General features: G+C 66.0%; 14 protein-coding genes, 1 tRNA gene and 5 pseudogenes. 7 read left to right on the top strand and 13 right to left on the bottom strand.

Annotation, left to right across the window (positions count from 1 at the left end; translation table 11 throughout):
• Positions 1-37: 37 nt before the first annotated feature.
• From ABFB10_RS12055 to ABFB10_RS12015, 9 genes are all read right to left on the bottom strand, one after another.
• Complete coding sequence (locus tag ABFB10_RS12055; RefSeq protein WP_347166705.1) at positions 38-406, bottom strand: hypothetical protein; 369 nt, start codon at positions 404-406, stop codon at positions 38-40.
• Positions 407-683: 277 nt separating this feature from the next.
• Positions 684-1,028, bottom strand: coding sequence for a RidA family protein (locus tag ABFB10_RS12050; RefSeq protein ID WP_347166704.1), 345 nt, complete (start codon positions 1,026-1,028; stop codon positions 684-686).
• 15 nt (positions 1,029-1,043) lie between these two features.
• Positions 1,044-1,931 (bottom strand): dihydrodipicolinate synthase family protein, encoded by an 888-nt coding sequence (locus ABFB10_RS12045; protein ID WP_347166703.1) that lies wholly within the window; start codon positions 1,929-1,931, stop codon positions 1,044-1,046.
• Between the two features lie 16 nt (positions 1,932-1,947).
• On the bottom strand, positions 1,948-3,324 hold the full coding sequence (locus ABFB10_RS12040; RefSeq protein ID WP_347166702.1) for an MmgE/PrpD family protein: 1,377 nt from the start codon (positions 3,322-3,324) through the stop codon (positions 1,948-1,950).
• 16 nt (positions 3,325-3,340) lie between these two features.
• The gene (purB, locus tag ABFB10_RS12035) at positions 3,341-4,669 is read right to left on the bottom strand and encodes an adenylosuccinate lyase (RefSeq protein WP_347168003.1); all 1,329 of its coding nucleotides are present in this window, start codon (positions 4,667-4,669) and stop codon (positions 3,341-3,343) included.
• A gap of 94 nt (positions 4,670-4,763) precedes the next feature.
• Entirely contained in the window at positions 4,764-5,918 is a 1,155-nt protein-coding gene (gene metC, locus ABFB10_RS12030) for a cystathionine beta-lyase (RefSeq protein WP_347166700.1), read from the bottom strand.
• On the bottom strand, positions 5,915-7,465 hold the full coding sequence (locus tag ABFB10_RS12025) for a tripartite tricarboxylate transporter permease (protein ID WP_347166699.1): 1,551 nt from the start codon (positions 7,463-7,465) through the stop codon (positions 5,915-5,917). Before ABFB10_RS12025 ends, metC begins: the two co-directional genes overlap by 4 nt.
• A 10-nt stretch (positions 7,466-7,475) precedes the next feature.
• Positions 7,476-7,940, bottom strand: a complete 465-nt coding sequence (locus ABFB10_RS12020) for a tripartite tricarboxylate transporter TctB family protein (RefSeq protein WP_347166698.1) — start codon at positions 7,938-7,940, stop codon at positions 7,476-7,478.
• A gap of 93 nt (positions 7,941-8,033) precedes the next feature.
• Entirely contained in the window at positions 8,034-8,984 is a 951-nt protein-coding gene (locus tag ABFB10_RS12015; RefSeq protein ID WP_347166697.1) for a Bug family tripartite tricarboxylate transporter substrate binding protein, read from the bottom strand.
• Between the two features lie 164 nt (positions 8,985-9,148).
• On the opposite strand from ABFB10_RS12015, the gene ABFB10_RS12010 reads away from it, so the two are divergent.
• Entirely contained in the window at positions 9,149-10,018 is an 870-nt protein-coding gene (locus ABFB10_RS12010; protein ID WP_347166695.1) for a LysR substrate-binding domain-containing protein, read from the top strand.
• Positions 10,019-10,286: 268 nt separating this feature from the next.
• Here ABFB10_RS12010 and ABFB10_RS12005 read toward each other — a convergent pair.
• The 4 genes and pseudogenes from ABFB10_RS12005 to ABFB10_RS11990 form a co-directional block, all read right to left on the bottom strand.
• Positions 10,287-10,363 (bottom strand) — tRNA-Arg (locus ABFB10_RS12005).
• 276 nt (positions 10,364-10,639) lie between these two features.
• Positions 10,640-12,023, bottom strand: a pseudogene (locus ABFB10_RS12000) (sensor histidine kinase).
• A 24-nt stretch (positions 12,024-12,047) separates the two neighbouring features.
• Positions 12,048-13,464, bottom strand: a pseudogene (locus ABFB10_RS11995) (dihydrolipoyl dehydrogenase family protein).
• Positions 13,464-14,202: pseudogene (locus ABFB10_RS11990) on the bottom strand (TVP38/TMEM64 family protein). The pseudogenes ABFB10_RS11995 and ABFB10_RS11990 overlap by 1 nt, the downstream one beginning before the upstream one ends.
• 291 nt (positions 14,203-14,493) lie before the next feature.
• Here ABFB10_RS11990 and rpmH point away from each other — a divergent pair.
• The 6 genes and pseudogenes from rpmH to ABFB10_RS11960 form a co-directional block, all read left to right on the top strand.
• Positions 14,494-14,628, top strand: coding sequence for a 50S ribosomal protein L34 (gene rpmH / locus ABFB10_RS11985; RefSeq protein ID WP_050929300.1), 135 nt, complete (start codon positions 14,494-14,496; stop codon positions 14,626-14,628).
• A 29-nt stretch (positions 14,629-14,657) separates the two neighbouring features.
• Positions 14,658-15,045: pseudogene (rnpA, locus tag ABFB10_RS11980) on the top strand (ribonuclease P protein component).
• The gene (yidD, locus tag ABFB10_RS11975) at positions 15,042-15,263 is read left to right on the top strand and encodes a membrane protein insertion efficiency factor YidD (RefSeq protein ID WP_347166694.1); all 222 of its coding nucleotides are present in this window, start codon (positions 15,042-15,044) and stop codon (positions 15,261-15,263) included. Before rnpA ends, yidD begins: the two are co-directional and overlap by 4 nt.
• Before the next feature lie 346 nt (positions 15,264-15,609).
• Positions 15,610-15,849 (top strand): hypothetical protein, encoded by a 240-nt coding sequence (locus ABFB10_RS11970; protein WP_347166692.1) that lies wholly within the window; start codon positions 15,610-15,612, stop codon positions 15,847-15,849.
• Positions 15,850-15,898: 49 nt separating this feature from the next.
• Complete coding sequence (ttcA, locus tag ABFB10_RS11965) at positions 15,899-16,738, top strand: tRNA 2-thiocytidine(32) synthetase TtcA (protein ID WP_347166690.1); 840 nt, start codon at positions 15,899-15,901, stop codon at positions 16,736-16,738.
• Positions 16,739-16,839: 101 nt separating this feature from the next.
• Positions 16,840-17,445, top strand: a pseudogene (locus tag ABFB10_RS11960) (diguanylate cyclase domain-containing protein); the annotation flags it as partial.
• Positions 17,446-17,578 lie beyond the last annotated feature (133 nt).

Below are 17,578 nucleotides of genomic sequence, written 5' to 3'. Positions count from 1 at the left end.
TCGAAATGGCCCGGCCCCGTGGCGGTCGCGCGGCCCGTCAGAACCCGATGCGGCCGCCGCCCCGACCGTTGATGGGAATTGCGAAAGCCGCATGCATGCCCCGGATCGCCTCGTCAACGGAGACCCGCGCTGTCGCCCGGGTGCCGGTCAGGCTTCGTCCGTCGCGGCGAGGAAAGAGCGGAACCGCTGCCGCCGCAGCGCCCCTATGGGCGGGCCGGGCATGGGCGCCTTCGGCACCGGTCGCGTTCAGCCGGGCCGGGCGGACCGCCGGTTCGGGATCGGCTTCCGCCGCGAAACGCAGGCAGGAGACGCGGCTGATGAGGATATCGCGGCGCGCCCGATCAGCACGGGCGCTTTGCCGCCGGTTCATGGCCTTGAAACCGAAGATCGGAGGCAGGGCAGTCACATCGAGTATCCTTGCTGGCGCACCCCCGACGCGCAGGCAAAGGGGAGGCTATGACCAGAACCTCGTGCGGTCCGCAGGCCTGTTTGGCATGCAGGCGCTTTCGTGGGTTTCCTCTCGGATTGCGCCGGAGGGTACATCATGACATGCGAAAAATCTACGGCCTTGGGCGTCGCGCGCGCGACCGCCGCAGGTCGGAAGGCTCTGAGATCGAGCCCCCCGCCTTTCTGCCAGACATGTGACAGGCGGCTTTCCCTGCCGGGACCGATCCCCGGCGGGATCAGTCCGGGATTGCGGCGGTCACGATGATTTCGACCTTCAGCACATCGCGCGCCAGTTTCGCCTCGCCGCAGGCCCGCGCGGGGGCGTGGCCTTCGGGCACCCAGGCGTCCCAGACCGCGTTCATCTCGTCGAAATCGGCCATGTCGGACAGCCAGACGATCGCCTGCAGGATATGCTCGCGCGACGATCCGGCCTTCTCCAGCAAGGCGTCGACGCGCGACAGGCAGTCCCGGGTCTGTTCGGCCACGGTGTCGCCCGCGCCGACCTGCCCACAAAGGTAGGCCACGCCGTTGTGCTTGACGATCTTGCTCATGCGCTGGCCGGTTTCGATCCGTTCGATCATGGTGTTCTCCTTGTTCTACATTGCGCCGATCAGAGAGAGCGCATCCTTGAGTTGGTCGATTTCGGCGGCGTCCAGAGAGCGCTGCGGCGGCAATGGATCGCCGCAGTCGAACCCCTGAAGCCGCAGTCCCGCCTTGATCGCCGCCGCCAGATTGAAGCGGGCGAAACTTTCGTTCAGGGACCACAGACGGCGCTGGAGATCCATGGCGGCGTCCCATTTCCCCGCCTTGCACAGCGCGTAAAGCTCTACGCTCTGACGCGGCGCGACGCAGGAGGGTCCGGCCATCCACCCCAGCCCGCCGATCAGCATCACCGCGGTCGTGATATGCGCCGAGGCGGCAAAGACGCCAAGCCGCCCCTCGGTGCGGTTGAGAATGCTCAGAAGGCGCCCCGTGTTGGTCGAGGCGTCCTTGATGTAGCGGATATTGGGGTGATGCGACAGCCGCGAGATCACCGGAAGGCTCAGGTCGCTGCGCTGGAAGCTCGGGTTGGTGTAAAGCGTCACGGGCGCGTCCGTCGCATCCGCGATGGCGGTGAAATAGGCCTCTACGCCCGCGTCCGTGAGGGGAAAATAGGCCTCGAGGATGGCAAGGATGCCGTCGGCGCCCAGGGCCCGCCACCGCTGCGCCTGTGCCACCGCGTCGCGCGTGGTGGTCGAGGCGACCCCCGCGATCACCGGCACCCGCCCGTCCACAGCCTCGACCACCGTGCGCACGACGGTCTCTTTCTGCGCGGCATCCAGATAGGCGAACTCGCCGGTCGAGCCGAGGGGCGCAAAGCCGTGCACCCCCTGCCCGATCAGATGCTCGACAAGCCGCGACAGGGCGGCACGGTCGACCTCTCCCTCCGGGGTCACCGGTGTCGGAAGATAGGGGATGACGCCGTGAAGAGAGAGGTCGGACATGGTCTTTTCCCGTGGTTCAGCCGATCAGTTCACGGGTCAGCCCCGTGATTTCCTTGAGCTTATCAAGGGCGACGAGCTTTTCGAAGATCGTTCTGGCGCGGGCCTCGCCAAGGATGCCCGTGACGTTGCCGTAGAACTTCGCGGCCACCTCGTCGTCGCTCAGCGGCAGATCGGGGTTGCCCCGGTTGATCGGCACGCGTTTCTCGATCACCTGCCCGTCGGTCAGCGTCACGACCAGATGGCCCGGGAAATACTTGGGAAAACCGGTGGTGCCCTTCTCGGCGTCCTCGTAGGTGACCTTGCGCGCCACATCCAGAAGCTCCTTGCGGGCAATGGCGGTGTCGCTGAACGAGGACAGGTCCGCCCCGCCGTCGATCAGCCCCAGACCGACCAGATAGGGCAGGCTGAACTTCGCGCCATAGGCGTTGCTGGGCACGTATTTGCTTTCGATCGGCTTGCAGACAAAGCCCGCCGCGACCTCGTCGATGATCGCGTGCACGCGCTCGATCCGGTCCGGCGTGATGCCGTCCTCTTTCAGGGCGATGGCACAATCAAGGGCGCCATGGGCGAAGTGGCAGCAGGGATAGGGCTTGATCGAGACATTCTCGGTCTCCCAGCGCGTCCCGAACTCTTCCACAAGCGCCTCGGGGCGGCAAAGCTCGGGCAGGCCATGGGTGGACAACAGCCCGTTCGCTCCCTCGAAGACGGTCGCGGGGCCGGTTGCCCCGGCGCGGGCGAGGTAGGCGATTTCCATCGCCGTGCGCGCCGCCCAGCCCACATGGTAACCCTTGGAGGCGGAATTGTTGGTCAGGAACTCGGTGATGCCCGCGGCCCGGCTGCCGCACAGGCCCAGGGCATTGGTCATCTGGCAGGCGGTCAGGCCCAGCAGCTTGCCCGCCGCGACCGTCGCGCCGAAGATCCCCGCGATTGCGGTCGAATGAAAGCCACGGTTGTGGAAACTGTTGCCCGAGGCGATGCCCACGCGCGCCGCGACCTCCCAGCCTGCGACGAAGGCGGTCAGCACCTCCGGCCCGCTGGCGTGGACCTCTTCACCCAGGGCAAGCACCAGCGGCGTGAGAATGGCACTGCCATGCACGATAGAGGCGGTATGGGTGTCGTCGAAGTCCAGCACATGGCAGGCGACCCCGTTGACCAGCGCGGCATAGGGCGCGGTCAGGCGGCGGTCGGTCCCGATCACCGGATGATCGCCTCCCGTCCCGGGAATGGCGGCCACACCCTTGAGCGCAGCCGCGAAATTGGGATGGCGGGTGCCCGCCAGACCTACCCCCAGCGTATCGGTCATCAGTTGTCGCGCACGCACCGTGGTGCGCTCCGGTATGGTGTCGAACCGAAGGGCGCAAATGAAATCGGAAATCTGCCGGGAATAGGTCATTGTCTTCTACTTTCAGTTAGATACGGCCACCGGCCCCGGTCTTGGCCACCGCCTGATCGACAAGATCGGGGGCGCTGCCGACATAGGTGGTCGGGTCCAGAAGGGCGTCGAGCTCTGCCTCGGAAATCGCCTCGCGGATCTCCGCGTTGGCCAGAAGCGCCTCGCGGAACGTGATGTCGCTTTCGATCCCGTGCATGGCGGCACTGTAGACCTCTTCGTGGGCGGTCTGCTTGCCCATCTTGTCGGACAGCGCGAACATCACGCGCTCGGCCAGGGCATAGCCGCGCAGCAGGTTGAGGTTTTTCAGCATGCTCTCTTTCTTGACCTCGATATCCGCGAAGACGAATTTCAGGTTGTCGAGCACGACAGAGAGCATCAGGCAGATCTCGGGCAGGATCTTCCATTCCATCTTCCAGACGGCCCCGTCGCGCTCATGCTCGTGCTTGGTGATGTCCGAAAGGATGTTGATGTTGGATTTCAGCGTGTTGCTGACGGTGACAGAGTTCTCCGTCACGGCCGGGTTGCGCTTGTGCGGCATGGTGGAAGAGCCGACCTGACCCTTGCCGAAGGGTTCCGCGATCTCGTCGAATTCGTTGTGCGCCAGCAGGAGAAGCTGGTTGCCGATCTTGTTGAGCGTCGCGTTGATGCCGCCGAAGGTCGAGCCCAGTTCGAAAAAGCCGTCACGGGCAGCCTGCCAGGAAATCGTCGGCGTGCCGAGGCCCAGACGGTCGTTCACGGCCTTTTCCATCTCGTCGGCCTTGGCCCCGAAAGAGGCCTTGGTGCCCACGGCACCGACGATGGAGCCGACGAAGACGCGCTTTTCCATTTCGTCGAGACGTTCGAGATGGCGGTCGATTTCCGACAGCCAGATCGCGGTCTTGAAGCCGAAGGTGACCGGCAGCGCCTGCAGCGACAGCGTGCGGCCCATCATCGGCGTGTTGCGGTGCTCTTCGCTCAGGCGCATCAGGTCCTTGGCGAGGATCTTCAGGTCGCGGCGGATGATCTCGGTCGCCTTGCGCAGTTGCAGCACGAGACCGGTGTCCATGACGTCCTGCGTGGTCACGCCGTAGTGCACGTATTCGCCGGCATCGCCCTCGCAGGCGGCTTCAAGCGCGCGCACGGTCGGCACCAGCGGGTGCTTCGTGATCTTCAGGTGATGCAGCACCAGGTCCTTGTCGATGGCCTCGTAGTTGGACTTCGCCGCGATTTCCGTCGCCGCCTCTTGCGGGATCATGCCAAGATCGGCCTGCACCAGCGCAAGTGCGGCCTCGACATCCAGCCATGCCTGCATGCGGGCGCGGTCGTTGAAAACGCCACGCATTTCTTCGGTCGACCAAGCATTCATCAAAAGCTCGGAGTCAAAAACACTCGTTCCCATTTCCGTGGGTCTCCTTGGTTAAGCGTGTATTGTGCGAAGGGGGGCGGGCCGTTCTCTGCGTTTAACGCCCGCGCGCCGTGTCGAAGGAGGCAGCCAGATCCGCCACCAGATCGTCGATATGTTCCAGACCGGCGTGAAAGCGGATCATCGCGCCGGCCCGGGATTCGGGGAACAGGCGCCCCGCATCCGGCGAGGACGGCATGGCGAGGCTTTCGAAACCGCCCCACGAGCTTCCGATGGAAAAGAGCGCAAGCCGGTCGACAAAGCCCTCGGCGTCGAAGCCCGCCTTGAATTCCACGGTCAAAAGCCCGTTCGAGCCGCTGGCATCACGCTGCCAGACCGCATGACCCGGATGGCCGGGAAGCCCCGGGTGGTGGACCTTCGCCACCTCCGGCTGATCCGGGAACCACTGCGCCAGCGCCAGCCCGTTCTCGCCGTGCCGTTCCAGACGCAGCCCCAGGGTGCGCAGCCCGCGCAGGCAGGCATAGGCCTCGTCGGGGCCCAGCGTCTGCCCGCTCATCGCGGTATGGGCGCGCAGCGGGCCGACGACGCGGCCCTTGGCGATCACCGCGCCCATCATCGCATCCGCATGGCCGCCGATGTACTTCGTGCCCGCGACAACCGACAGGTCGCAGCCCAGCTCCAGCGGGCGATACAGCCAGCCCGAGCCATAGGTGTTGTCCGCCGCCACCAGAAGGTCGTGCGCATGGGCCGAGGCGCAAAGCGCGGGCAGGTCCATGACCTCATAGGTCTGCGAGGCGGGGCTTTCGACCATCACGAGCTTTGTCTCGGGTTTGACGTAGGGGGTCAGGTCAGTGGTGTCCCACGGGATGTAATCGACGGTGACGCCGTTGCGCTTCAGGCTCTTCTCGCAATAGCTGCGCGTCGCGGGAAAGATCGTGTCGACGACCAGCAGGTGATCGCCCGCGCCCAGATAGGGCGTCAGCGCACCGGCCACCGCGGCCACCCCCGTCGGAAAGAGGAAACAGGCCTCTCCGCCTTCGAGATCGGCAAGCGCCGCGGCCAGCTGATGCGCGGTGGTCGTGCCGCGCCGCCCGTAGGACAGCACCGCGTCGTCGGTCTCCCGCGCGGCCTTGGTGGCTTTGTAGGATGCCACCGTGTCGTGCAGGATCGTCGAGGCCTTCACAATGGGCGGGTTGGCCGGACCCGGCGTCGCCATGCGGCCGTAATGGGCGAGTTTCGTTTCGCGCTTCATGTCTGTTGGTCCTCTTTCTTGGCGCGACCGCGCTCTCGCAGCCCGAGAAGGGCGGGCAGGATCCACAGGAGGGCGGAGGCGAACATCATTCCCGCGCTGATCGGGTGTTCCGCGACGTCGAAGAAAACGCCCCAGTTGCCCTGCGAGATCGTCAACGAATTGTGCAGCGAGGTTTCAAGCTGCGGCCCAAGCACAAGCCCCAGAATGGCCGGTCCCAGCGGGATGTTGGCAAGGCGCATGACATAGGCCACAAGCCCTGCCCCCACGGCGACCCACATGTTGAACAGGTTGCCGCCGTCCGAATAGGCCCCCATCAGGCACAGCAGCGCGATGACGCCGACCATGGCCTCCTTGCGGATCGAAAAGACGTATTGCGACACCGTGCGCAGCACCACCCAGGCCACCGGCCAGAGCACGATATTGGCGGCCAGGAAGGCGACGATGATCATCCAGGCGATATTGCCGTGCTGGGTGAACAGAAGCGGCCCGGGCACCATGCCGTGCAGCGCCAGCGCACCGATGAACAGCGCCGAGGTCGAGTTGCCGGGAATGCCCAGCGACAGAAGCGGCACCATGGAACTGGCGGTGACGGCGTTGTTGGCGGCCTCCGGCGCGGCGATGCCTTCGGGCGCGCCCTCGCCCCATTCGGGTTCGCCGGGTTTGCCCGCAAAGAGCCTGCGGAAGCGCCCCGCCGCCTGGTTGTAGGCCAGGAAGATCGCCATCAGCATGCCCGCGCCGGGCAGCATCCCGATCATGTTGCCGATCGCCGCACTTGCCCCCCAGACCGGGGCCAGCCGCCGGACCAGCCCGCGCGGCAGCTTGAGCGAGCCGATCGTCGGCAGGGCGTCGGGCGCGGCATTCTCGGCGCGCGACTTCAGCAGTTCCGCCTTGAGATCCAGCATCGCCGCGATGCCGAAGAGCCCCACCAGCAGCGGCACGAAGGGAATGCCCTCGATCAGGTTGACGCTGTCAAAGGTGTACCGGGCCGCACCGGTCATCGGGCTGAAACCGATCGTGGCGACCAGCAGGCCGATCAGGGCGGCAATCGCGCCCTTGATGATATTGCCGCGCAACAGGCCGACCACGCTGGACAGACCCAGAATGGCGAGGGCGAAATTCTCGACGTAGCCGAACTTCAGCGCCACCTTGGCCAGCGAGGGCGCAAAGAGCAGCAGCACGATAGAGCTCAGCACGCCGCCGACCACCGAAGAGGTGATGGCAATGGAAAGCGCCCGACCCGCCAGACCCTTGCGGGCCATGGCATTGCCGTCCTCGGCGGTCAGAAGCGAAGAGGCGGTTCCGGGCACCTTGATCACGATGGCGGGGATCGCGCCCCCCGTCGCCGCCGCACAATAGACCCCGACCATCAGCGCCAGCGCCTGTTCGGGCGGCATCGAGAAGGAAAAGGGGATGAAGACCGCGAAGGCGATGTTGTCGTTGATGCCGGGGATAGAGCCGACAACCATGCCCGCGAAGACGCCCAGCAGGAGCATCATCAGGACCATCGGGCTGGCCAGCGTCTGAAAGCCTAGAAGGATGAGATCCATGTTTCTGCTCTCACAATAGCCAGGGCGCGATGCTCTCGGGCAGGCGCACGCTGAGAAGGAAGACGAAAATGAGATATCCGGCGGCTGTGATCAGGACGGAAAACAACACCGCCTTGCCCGCCGGGCGCAGGCCGCAGATCCAGAGAAAGGCGAATTGCATCACCAGCGTCGGGCCGATGAACCCAAGCCCGAACCCCAGCGCGGCAATCCACAGCACAAGCACAAGGGCGCAGAGCGCGGCGACCCTTGTCGCCAGCCCGAAGTGCACCGAAGGCGTCTGCGTCAGCAGCGTCTTCAGGATCACCAGCACCCCCATGGCCGCAAGCAGCAGGGACAGCGCCAGGGGGTAGCTTCGGGACATCGCATCGAAGGACCACGCCATGGCGGCAGCCGCGCCCCCGAAGACGGTCAGGGAAAGACCGATCCAGAAATCGCTATGGGTAAAAAGACCTCTGGGGTCCGTTTGGCTGGACATGGCATCACCTTTCCAGGTCGAAGGGTCGCACGAAGGGAGACACTGCCCCCGAAAAGGGCAGTGCTCCGTGAACTTCGGATACAGGCGATGGTGTTATTGGCCGAGCCCGGCTTCTTCGATGATCACCGAAGTCTGCTCGGCATAGCTGTCCACCACGAAGGAGAACCCTTCCGCGTCACGGTAGACCGCGCCATAGCCCGAGGCATCCATCTTCTCGATGTATTCGGGCGTATCATAGACCGATTTCATCAGGTCCGAGAGGGTTTTCACCACCTCGTCCGGCGTGTCTTTCGGAACCGCCCAGCCCCGGAAGGTGGCCCAGATCGGAATGTCGATGCCAACTTCTTCGAAGGTTGGGACATCGGGGAAATCCGCGCTGCGCTCTTCGCTCGCGATGGCAAGGATGCGCACGCCGCCGCCGTTGCCGGCCTGGCCAGCGGCTTCACCCAGCGGCCAGAGGGCGGCATCGGCGTGACCGCCGGCGATGGCCTGCACCCGGGCACCGAAGCCCTTGGTCGGGATGTAGTTGAACTTGATGTCCGTCACGCGCTCGATGGCGAGGCCCGACATGTGGTGCGAGGTCGCGATACCGGCCACGACGACGTTCATCGTCTCGTCCTTGGCCGCCGCGAGGAAGTCCTCTGCCGTCTCGAAGGGCGAGTCGGCGGGCACGGCGATCACTTCGGGGTCGAGGTTGTACAGCGCCACGGGGCGGAAGTCCGTCACCTCGTAGGGCGCGCCCTTCATCTGCGGATTGGTCACGACCGAGCTGGTCATGGCAAGGATCGTGTAGCCGTCGGGCTTGGCCTTGGACACGAAGGTCTGGCCGACAACGCCACCGCCACCGGCGCGGTTGACGACGTTGATCTCGACACCGTCGAGCAGCGTATTCGCCGTTTCCGCAATGATCCGCGAGGTCACATCGCCCGAGCCGCCGGCATCGAAAGGGACCACGAGGTCGATGTCTTTTTCAGGATAGGTCTGCGCGAAAAGCGGAGCGGTCATCACCGCTGCAAGGGTTGCGGCAAGCGTAAGTGTCTTCATGGATCATCTCCTAGCCGGTGTGCATGTCCCCAGTTCTTGAGGATCTTTGGTTCTCGGGGGAGGGATAGCCATGCCCGTCTGTTGTTAAAAATTAATAATTTTTGCAAATCCATCGAAAATGCTGAATTATTGGGAGCGCACGGGGAAACACTGAAAGCGACAGGATGCGTCCAGATCTCCAGCTTGCCCATCTCAAGACCCTCATAGCCATCGACACTCATGGCAGTTTTTCCGCTGCGGCGGATATCCTTGGGCGGTCGCAATCCGCCGTCACGCAACAGATGCAGGGCCTTGAACTGTCGGTCGGGCGGCCGATCTTCGAGAATGTCGGGCGCGGTCGCCAACTGACCGTCGCCGGGCAAGAGCTATTGCGCCACGCCCATGAAATCGTGCGCATGTGCAGCACGGCGGTGATCTCGGCGGAGAAGCGATACGATTCCCGCACGATCCGGGTCGGCGCGCCGCTCGAGCTTGCGAATGCGATCCTGCCGGATGTGATGCGGGATTTCGCAAAGCTCTACCCCCACAGCCGCATCCAGCTCAATATCGACCGCAGCCGCGCCCTTATGGAGGCGCTGGAGGCCGGGGGCCTCGACATCGCGATCAGCACCTGGCGCCGGGGTGTCCGGGACGGACGGCTGCTCAAGCTGTTGCGGGTGCAATGGGTCGCGGCTCAGCGCTGGACCATGCCCGAAGACGGCCCGCTGCCCCTTGTCCTCACCGACGAACCCAGCATGTTTCGCCGGATCTGCCTGAATGCGCTCGAACTGGTGGGCATGCCCTATTACGAGCGGCTGACCACCCACAGCCCCGCCGGGGTGCGTTTCGCGGTGGAGGCCGGTCTTGGCGTCACCGCCCGCACGCTGAGCGCCTTCCGGTCCGACATCCAGGTGCTCGGACCCGAGTTCGGCCTGCCGCCGCTGCCGCGCGTGTCCTACTATCTTCACCAATCGAACTACCAGACGAGCGAAGAGACCGAAGCGCTCCGCAAGCTTCTGGAAAGTCACGAGATGGACGGCAGCGCGGTTGAATGAGCGCCGCCCCTGCCCCGCCCTCCCCAGCCCTGCGGTTCGCGGCGGCTTTTCCGCACCACGTTTGACCATGTGTCAGGGCGCGGCGCCTCTCAGAAACCGAAGCCGGACGCACCTGGGATCGGGGCAACGATCCACGGCGCGCCACGCGATACGGATCACGCCCCCCATGCGGCGTCAGCCCCCGACGTGAACATCCGCTTTGCCTGACGATCCCGGGGCCACAAAAGAAAACCGCGCCGGCAGAGCCGACGCGGTTTTCAGGAAATCCTGGCGGACCGAGGAGGATTCGAACCCCCGACCCCTTGATTCGTAGTCAAGTACTCTATCCAGCTGAGCTATCGGTCCGTGAGGGCTGCATCTACAGACCGCACCGGGGCAATGCAAGGGGGCCAAGCCGACTTTTTTCGGATCGACCGATTTTTTCCGACACGACGCCCCCTGACTTTTCCGGCAGGGCCTCCCCTGCCCCGGTTCCGGTGCCGATATCCAGGTGCCATCCAATGCCGCGCCCGGCAAATGCCCTGCATCCGGCAACAGGCCCTCATCCGCCGCGCGGCGCCACCGGGCCTCTGCTGGTTCCGGACCCTGCCCGGCGTTGCGCGCCCCGGGCCTGCGCGACCCCTAGCCCGCCGGGGCCATCGGCAGACGGATCTCGAAACAGGTGCCCGAGGCGTCGGTCCGTACCAGCCGCACCGTGCCGCCATGGCCGCGCATCAATTCGGCGACGATGGCCAGCCCAAGGCCGGAACCGCCCTTGCGCGCCCCGCCGGTGAAGGCACTGGAACAGGTGGTCGCGCGCCTTGGGGGGCAACCCGGGGCCGGTATCCTCGACCGTGATCACCCAGTCGTGATCCTCGGACCGCGCCGCCACCCTGATCTCGCCGGGCTGGCCCGTCGCCACGATGGCCTGCCGCGCATTGCGGACAAGGTTGGACACCGCCCGGTAGATCTGTTCCGGGTCGCCGCGCACCATCAGCCCCGCCGGAATATCCTCGGAGAGGCTGACATCGTGCTCGCCGATCGCCAGCCGCTCGGCTTCCAGCACCTCGCTGGTCAGCGCGGCGAGGTTGAACAGCGTCAGCGTCGGAGAGGGCTCCTCGGCCCGCCCGAAGGCCAGCGTGCTTTCGCAAAGCGACACGGCCCGGGTGATCGAGTTCACCAGCTTGGGCGCCAGACGCCGCACCGCCGGATCCTCGGACAGCTCGATCCGGTCGGTAAACAGCTGCGCCGAGGTCAGGATATTGCGCAGGTCGTGGCTGACGCGGGCCACCGCCCCGCCAAGCTGCGCCAGCCGCTCTTTCTGCTTCAGCGCCTGCGTCAGCTGGGTCTGAAGCGAATACAGGGCATCCTCGGCCTCGCGCAGCTCGCGCACCTTGGCCTGTGGCGCGATGATGCGGTGGGCGTCCTCGGGCGCCTCGGCATAGCGCCGCATATGGCCCACGACGCCCTTGATGGGCTTCACCAGCAGCACCCGCACGGCCATGAACAACAAGAGCGCCGTGATGATCGAGATCACCGCCGAGAGGATCAGGATGCGCAGCCCGTATTCGATCATCGCCGCCCGCAACGGCCCCGAATCCATCGTCACCTCGATCAGCTGCCCCGCCTCGCGCGAGGGGCTGCCGATCACCCGGATCACCTCTGGCTCGCGTTTGACCAGCCGCATCATGGCGTCGCGCATCAGCGTCCAGCCGGTCGTCTCGCGCAGGTCGAAATCGGCGGTGACCATGCTGGGCAGTTCCGACGACAGCACCAGTTCGCGCACGTCGTCGCGCCGCAGCACCACGTTGTAGACGTCGGCATTGTCCAGCAGCTCTGCCTCCAGCTCGGCGCTGAGCATGTCGTCCGCCAGAAGCGCCAGCGAGGCGATCTGCGCCCGCTCCAGACGCGCCAGCAGGTAATCCTCGCGGAAGCGCGCGACCGAGGGCACGAAGATCAGCACCTCGGCCAGCATCACGAAGAGCACCGTCAGGATCAGCAATCGACCGGAAAGCGAGTTCATCATAGGGGTTTGATCTATTCCGTCCGGTCAGGGAAGCCAGTTCTGCACAAGGCGCACCACCCGCTTCACAAGGTCGCTTTCGAAGAGTTTCGGTGAGAAATAGGCACCGGCGGCGCGCTTGTTAACCTCTGAGATGGTGGGATAGGGCGCGACCATGGCGGAAATCGCGCTCATCTTCAGGCCGTTGGCGATGGCCAGCGACCACAGCGCGATCAGCTCTCCGGCCTGCGTGCCGACGATGGTGGCGCCGACGGGCCTGCCGCGCACAACCATGACCTTGATGAAACCCGCCCTTCGGCGCTCGGCGATGGCACGGTCGTTTTCCCCGATGTCGAATCGGGCGACGGTCAGGCGGCTGCCGTGCTCTGCGCGCGCCTCGGCCTCTGTCAGGCCGACCTGCGCCAGTTCCGGCGCGGTGTAGGTGGTGCGCGGGATATGGGCGGTCTTTGCCACTGGCCGGCAGGCCCAGCACCGCAGAGCGCACGACGATGCCCGCGTGATAGCCCGCGAGATGGGTGAACTGCATGCCCCCCGCCGCATCGCCGATGGCGTAGACCCGGCGATTCGTGGTCTTCAGGCTGTCATCGACCCTGATGCCCGTCGGGGTGGTTTCGATCCCCGCCCTGTCCAGGTCGAGGCCATCCATGTTTACGCGCCGCCCCACCGCGACCAGCAGGTGGGACCCGGTGCAGGACCGGCCATCCCCGAGGCTGACCGTGACGCCGCCCTCGGCAGAGACGGCTTCGACCTTGGCGCCCTCGACGATCTCGACCCCTTCGGCGCGCAGCTGCGCCAGCACCACGGCGGCGGCCTCCGGGTCTTCCCTGCCCAGGGCGCGCGCGCCTTCCAGCACCGTCACGCGGGACCCCAGCCGCCGGTGCGCCTGCGCCATCTCGATCCCGATGGGACCGCCGCCGATGATCAGCAGGTGATCGGGCCGCGCGCGCAGGTCCCAGAGCGATTCGTTGGTCAGGTAGGGCACCCTCTCCAGCCCCGGGATCGGCGGCACCGCCGGGGAAGAGCCGGTCGCGATGACGATCCGCCGCGCGGTGATTCGGTAGGGCCCGGCCTCAACCGCACGGTCCGAGACAAAGCGCCCGTAGTGGCGGATCACCCGCACGCCCAGCCCTTCGAAGCGGTCCTGACTGTCGACCGGCGCGATGGTCTCGATCACGCCCCGCACGTGGCCCATGGCGGCGGCATAATCCACCTGCGGCTCGGCATTCGCGATACCGAACGCCGCCGCATGTCTCATGCCATGCGCCGCCTTGCCCGCCGCGATCAGCGCCTTGGAGGGGACGCAACCGTGGTTCAGGCAGTCGCCGCCCATCTCTGCGCCCTCCAGCAGGACGACCCGCGCGCCCATCTGCACGGCCCCCGCCGCAACCGACAGCCCGCCGGACCCGGCGCCGAGGACCAGAATATCCGTGTCGATCCGTTCCATCAGAGGCCCTCCCTGCCGCGCATTGCCTTCACCACGATCGGCAGCGCCGCCAGCGCCGCCAGCCCCAGAATCGGACCGATCACATGCGGCGCCCAGAGCAGCGACAGATCCGGGCTTTCGCCCCGGTCGAAGACCTCGCCCAGCCCGACACCGATAAAGGTAAAGACCAGCGCGCCGGGGATGATTCCCACCGCCGTCGTCCACAGGAAGTTGCGGAAGGACACGCCGACCAGCGCGGGCAGCAGATTGGCAACGAAGAAGGGCACCACCGGCACCAGCCGCAGGACCAGCAGCACATTGACCTCATTGTCGCGCAACCCGTCCTTGACGCGCTTCAGCGTGCCCTCCGAGGTCTCCAGCCGCTGCGCCACCGTCCGGCCCAGCCCGGCGCGGGCGGCGAGGAAGATCAGGACGGCGCCGATGGTGGCGGCGGCAACGTTCAGCGCCGTGCCCGCCCAGAGCCCGAAGAGAAAGCCGCCGGTGACCGAGGCGACGGCGGCGCCGGGCAGTGAAAAGGCCACGATGGCCACGTAGGCCAGTGCAAAACCCAGCGCCATCAGCAGGAAATGCGCGTCGCGGAAGGCCGTCAGCGCCTCGCGGTTGGCGCGCAGCGTCTCGAAGGTCAGGGTATCGCGCAGAAGGAAGAACCCCGAGGCCCGCAACCAGCAGGATCGCCGCCAGCGGCAGGTGCCGCGTCCATCGGCGGGTCGGTGTATCGGGCGCGCTCATGCTGCTCATCTCTGCCTCTTGTCCATGGGGTTGTGCCATGAAACATGACCCGCGCCCCATGGCGGAAACAGGTTCTTCACGGGTGCTTGAACGCATCGCCGCAATCGGTGAGGATTCGCGGCGTCGCCGTCGGCTTCCTGTAACATTCCGGCTGTGTGACACCGGCGCCTGAAACACGCCCGCAGGGCGAAACAGGTATTTGACAAGCGCATGACGCTTCCCTATAGGCAGGGCTTCGAATGACCCTGGCAGGCGAGTCACCCCGGTGATCCTTGCCGCCAATGTATCGGAGTAGCCGCGATGAAACGCACTTTTCAGCCGTCGAACCTCGTTCGCAAGCGCCGCCACGGGTTCCGTGCGCGCATGGCAACCAAGGCTGGCCGCAAGATCCTGAACGCACGCCGCGCGCGTGGCCGCAAGGTTCTCAGCGCCTGAACCGATTCCCCTTGGGGACGGAGCCTGACATGACGAAAGAAGCCGCCCGGATTGATGTCGTGGCGGCTCTTTTGCCGTTGGAACGGTTGCGCAAGCGCCCGGATTTCCTGCGCGCCGCCCGCGCGCGGCGGGTGCCCTGCCCGGCCTTCCTGCTGCAAGCCCGTGAACGCGCGCCCGACGAGGCCGCGCAGGCGATTCGCGTGGGCTTTACCTGTTCCAAGAAGGTCGGAAATGCCGTCGCCCGCAACCGGGCCAAGCGGCGCCTGCGCGAAATCGCGCGGCTGACCCTGCCCGACCATGGCCGCGCGGGATGGGACTACGTTCTGATCGAGTCGCCCCGGCGAGACCGGCCAGCGCGACTTCGCCGCCATGCTGGACGACCTGCAGCGCGCGCTGCACAAGCTGCACGGCGCATGAGCCCGCTGGCGCATATCGTCGCCCTGCCCGTCCGGGCCTACCGCCTTCTCCTCAGCCCATGGGTCGGTCACGGCTGCCGGTTCCACCCCACCTGCTCCGCCTATGCGCTTGAGGCGCTGGAAAAGCACGGCGCCTTTCGCGGCGGCTGGCTGACCCTTCGGCGGCTGGCGCGCTGCCACCCATGGGGCGGTTCGGGCATCGACAACGTGCCCGATTGAACACGCCGGCGGGTCGATTTCCGCCAGCCACGGCATTGTCGCAACAAAATTATCGCTTTTTCGCGCATGCGCCGCTAAGCAATCCCCGGACCCACGCAGCACACAAGGGAGGTCTTACCATGATGATTCGACAACTCCCCGCAGCAGCGGCGTCCTTCGAAGCGACCTGGGGCAACGGCTTCCGCCGAACCGTCCAGGGCTAAACCGCTTCGCGCCCGGTCCGTGAGCCTCACGGACCTTTCTCCAAACCGAACCATCGATCCGTCCGCCCGGGAAGCCCTGCGTCCGGTCGATTCCCATCCGATCCACAACAGGAGTCCGGCTGCCGTCGCGCGCCGGGACATATATGTTCAACGATAACCTTCTGCCCCGTCCCCTGCCGGACACCAGCATCGAATCCACCATCGCGCAGCACGGCGCGCTGCGAGTGCTGACCGCTTCCCTCATCGCGCTGTTCCATACGCCGACGCTGCGGCCCCCGCCCACCGATGTCGACGCGCTGGACGACCATATCCGGCGTGACGTCGGGCTGCCGCCGCGGCGGGCCGCCGACCCGCGCCTGCCGCTTTCGCCCTTCCGTTACTGAAGGCGCGTTAGCACTTGCCCAGACTGTGGCGGGGCCGTATCCCCGCCACATGCTGGACGATGCCGACGAGATACACCCGCTCTTTCACGGGGCGCCCAAGACCACCGAGTTCAAGAAGCTCCGCAAGCGACTTGTGCAGAACGTGCGCGAGGCGGTGGACCAGTACGGCATGGTCGAACCGGGCGATACGCCGCCGAAGTGGCTGGTCTGCCTGTCGGGCGGCAAGGACAGCTATACGCTGCTTGCGATCCTGCACGAGCTGCAGTGGCGCGGCCTGCTGCCGGTAGAGATCCTTGCCTGCAACCTCGACCGGGGTCAGCCGGGCTTTCCGGCGACCGTCCTGCCCGAGTTCCTCGAACGCATGAAGGTGCCGCACCGGATCGAGTATCAGGACACCTATTCCATCGTCATGGACAAGGTCCCGCAGGGCCGGACCTTCTGCGCGCTGTGTTCGCGGCTGCGGCGCGGCAATCTTTACCGCATCGCCCGGGAAGAGGGCTGTTCGGCGGTCGTGCTGGGCCATCACCGCGACGACATCCTCGAAACCTTCTTCATGAATCTCTTCCACGGCGGGCGTCTGGCCGCCATGCCGCCCAAACTGGTTAACGAAGAAGGCGATCTGTTCGTCTATCGCCCCCTCGCCCATGTGGCCGAGGCGGATTGCGAGAAATTCGCGACGGCGATGAATTACCCGATCATTCCCTGCGACCTCTGCGGCAGCCAGGACGGGCTGCAACGGCAGCAGGTGAAACAGATTCTCGACGGCTGGGAGAAGAACAGCCCCGGTCGGCGGCAGGTCATGTTCAAGGCCCTGATGAACATCCGCCCCTCGCATATGCTGGACCCCAAGCTGTTCGATTTCGCCGGGCTGATGCGCGACAGCGGTTAACCCTGGAACCGAGAATGCGGCGCCGCCGTTAATCAACGGGTTACCGCTTGGGCCTACTGTCCTGACCTGCAAGGGAAAGGACGCATCATGACGGTTCGGCAATGGTCCAGGTTCTCCGCGCTTCGGGCGCCGGTCCAGCGCGCGCTGCATGGCCCGCATGTCCTTGCCTTCATTCCCGCCCTTGCCCTCGCGGCCTTCTGGATCGGGGGCGAGGCACTGCTTGTCGCCGCCGCGCTGGGGGCGCCCCTGCTCTACATGATCGCCGGGGGCGCCCCGCCCCCGCGCAGGGCAGCTTGGCCGCGGGACCGGGCGATATCGTCAACACGATCACCGCCACCAACCTTGCGCAGGCCGCGGTGGAAAGCGCCCGCGACGCGACCTTGACGACCGCCTGCCTGCTGGTCGAGGTCGACGGCCTCACCGAAATCGGACAGCGCGCCGGGGAAAACGCCGCCGACGCCTTTCGCGACCTGACCCTGTCGCGGCTGCGCAATGCCCTGCGCCGCGACGACACCGCCGTGCGCATGGGCGACGCGCGCTACTTGGTCCTGCTTGCGCCCTCGCTGCGGCTGGACCTCGAGGCGTTGCTGCACCTGTCGACCCGCATCCAGAACGCGCTGGAGGAACCGGCCCCGATAGACAACGCGATGCGCTACCTCGCCGCCTCCATCGGCTTTTGCGGCAGCGCCCGGCTGAAGGAGGCGGCGACCGGCAAGCAGATGCTGGAGGCCGCCCAGATCGCCCTGACCGAGGCCATCGCCAACGGCCCCTCTGCCATCCGGTCGTGGTCCGAGAACATGCGCAGCGCCCACAAGCAGCAGAAAAGCCTGCAGTCCGAGA

It is taken from the genome of Ponticoccus litoralis, from assembly GCF_039769985.1.
GTDB lineage: Bacteria > Pseudomonadota > Alphaproteobacteria > Rhodobacterales > Rhodobacteraceae > Ponticoccus > Ponticoccus litoralis.
The sequence above is the reverse complement of the archived record's forward strand: the minus strand, read 5'-3'. Positions and strand labels throughout refer to the sequence as shown.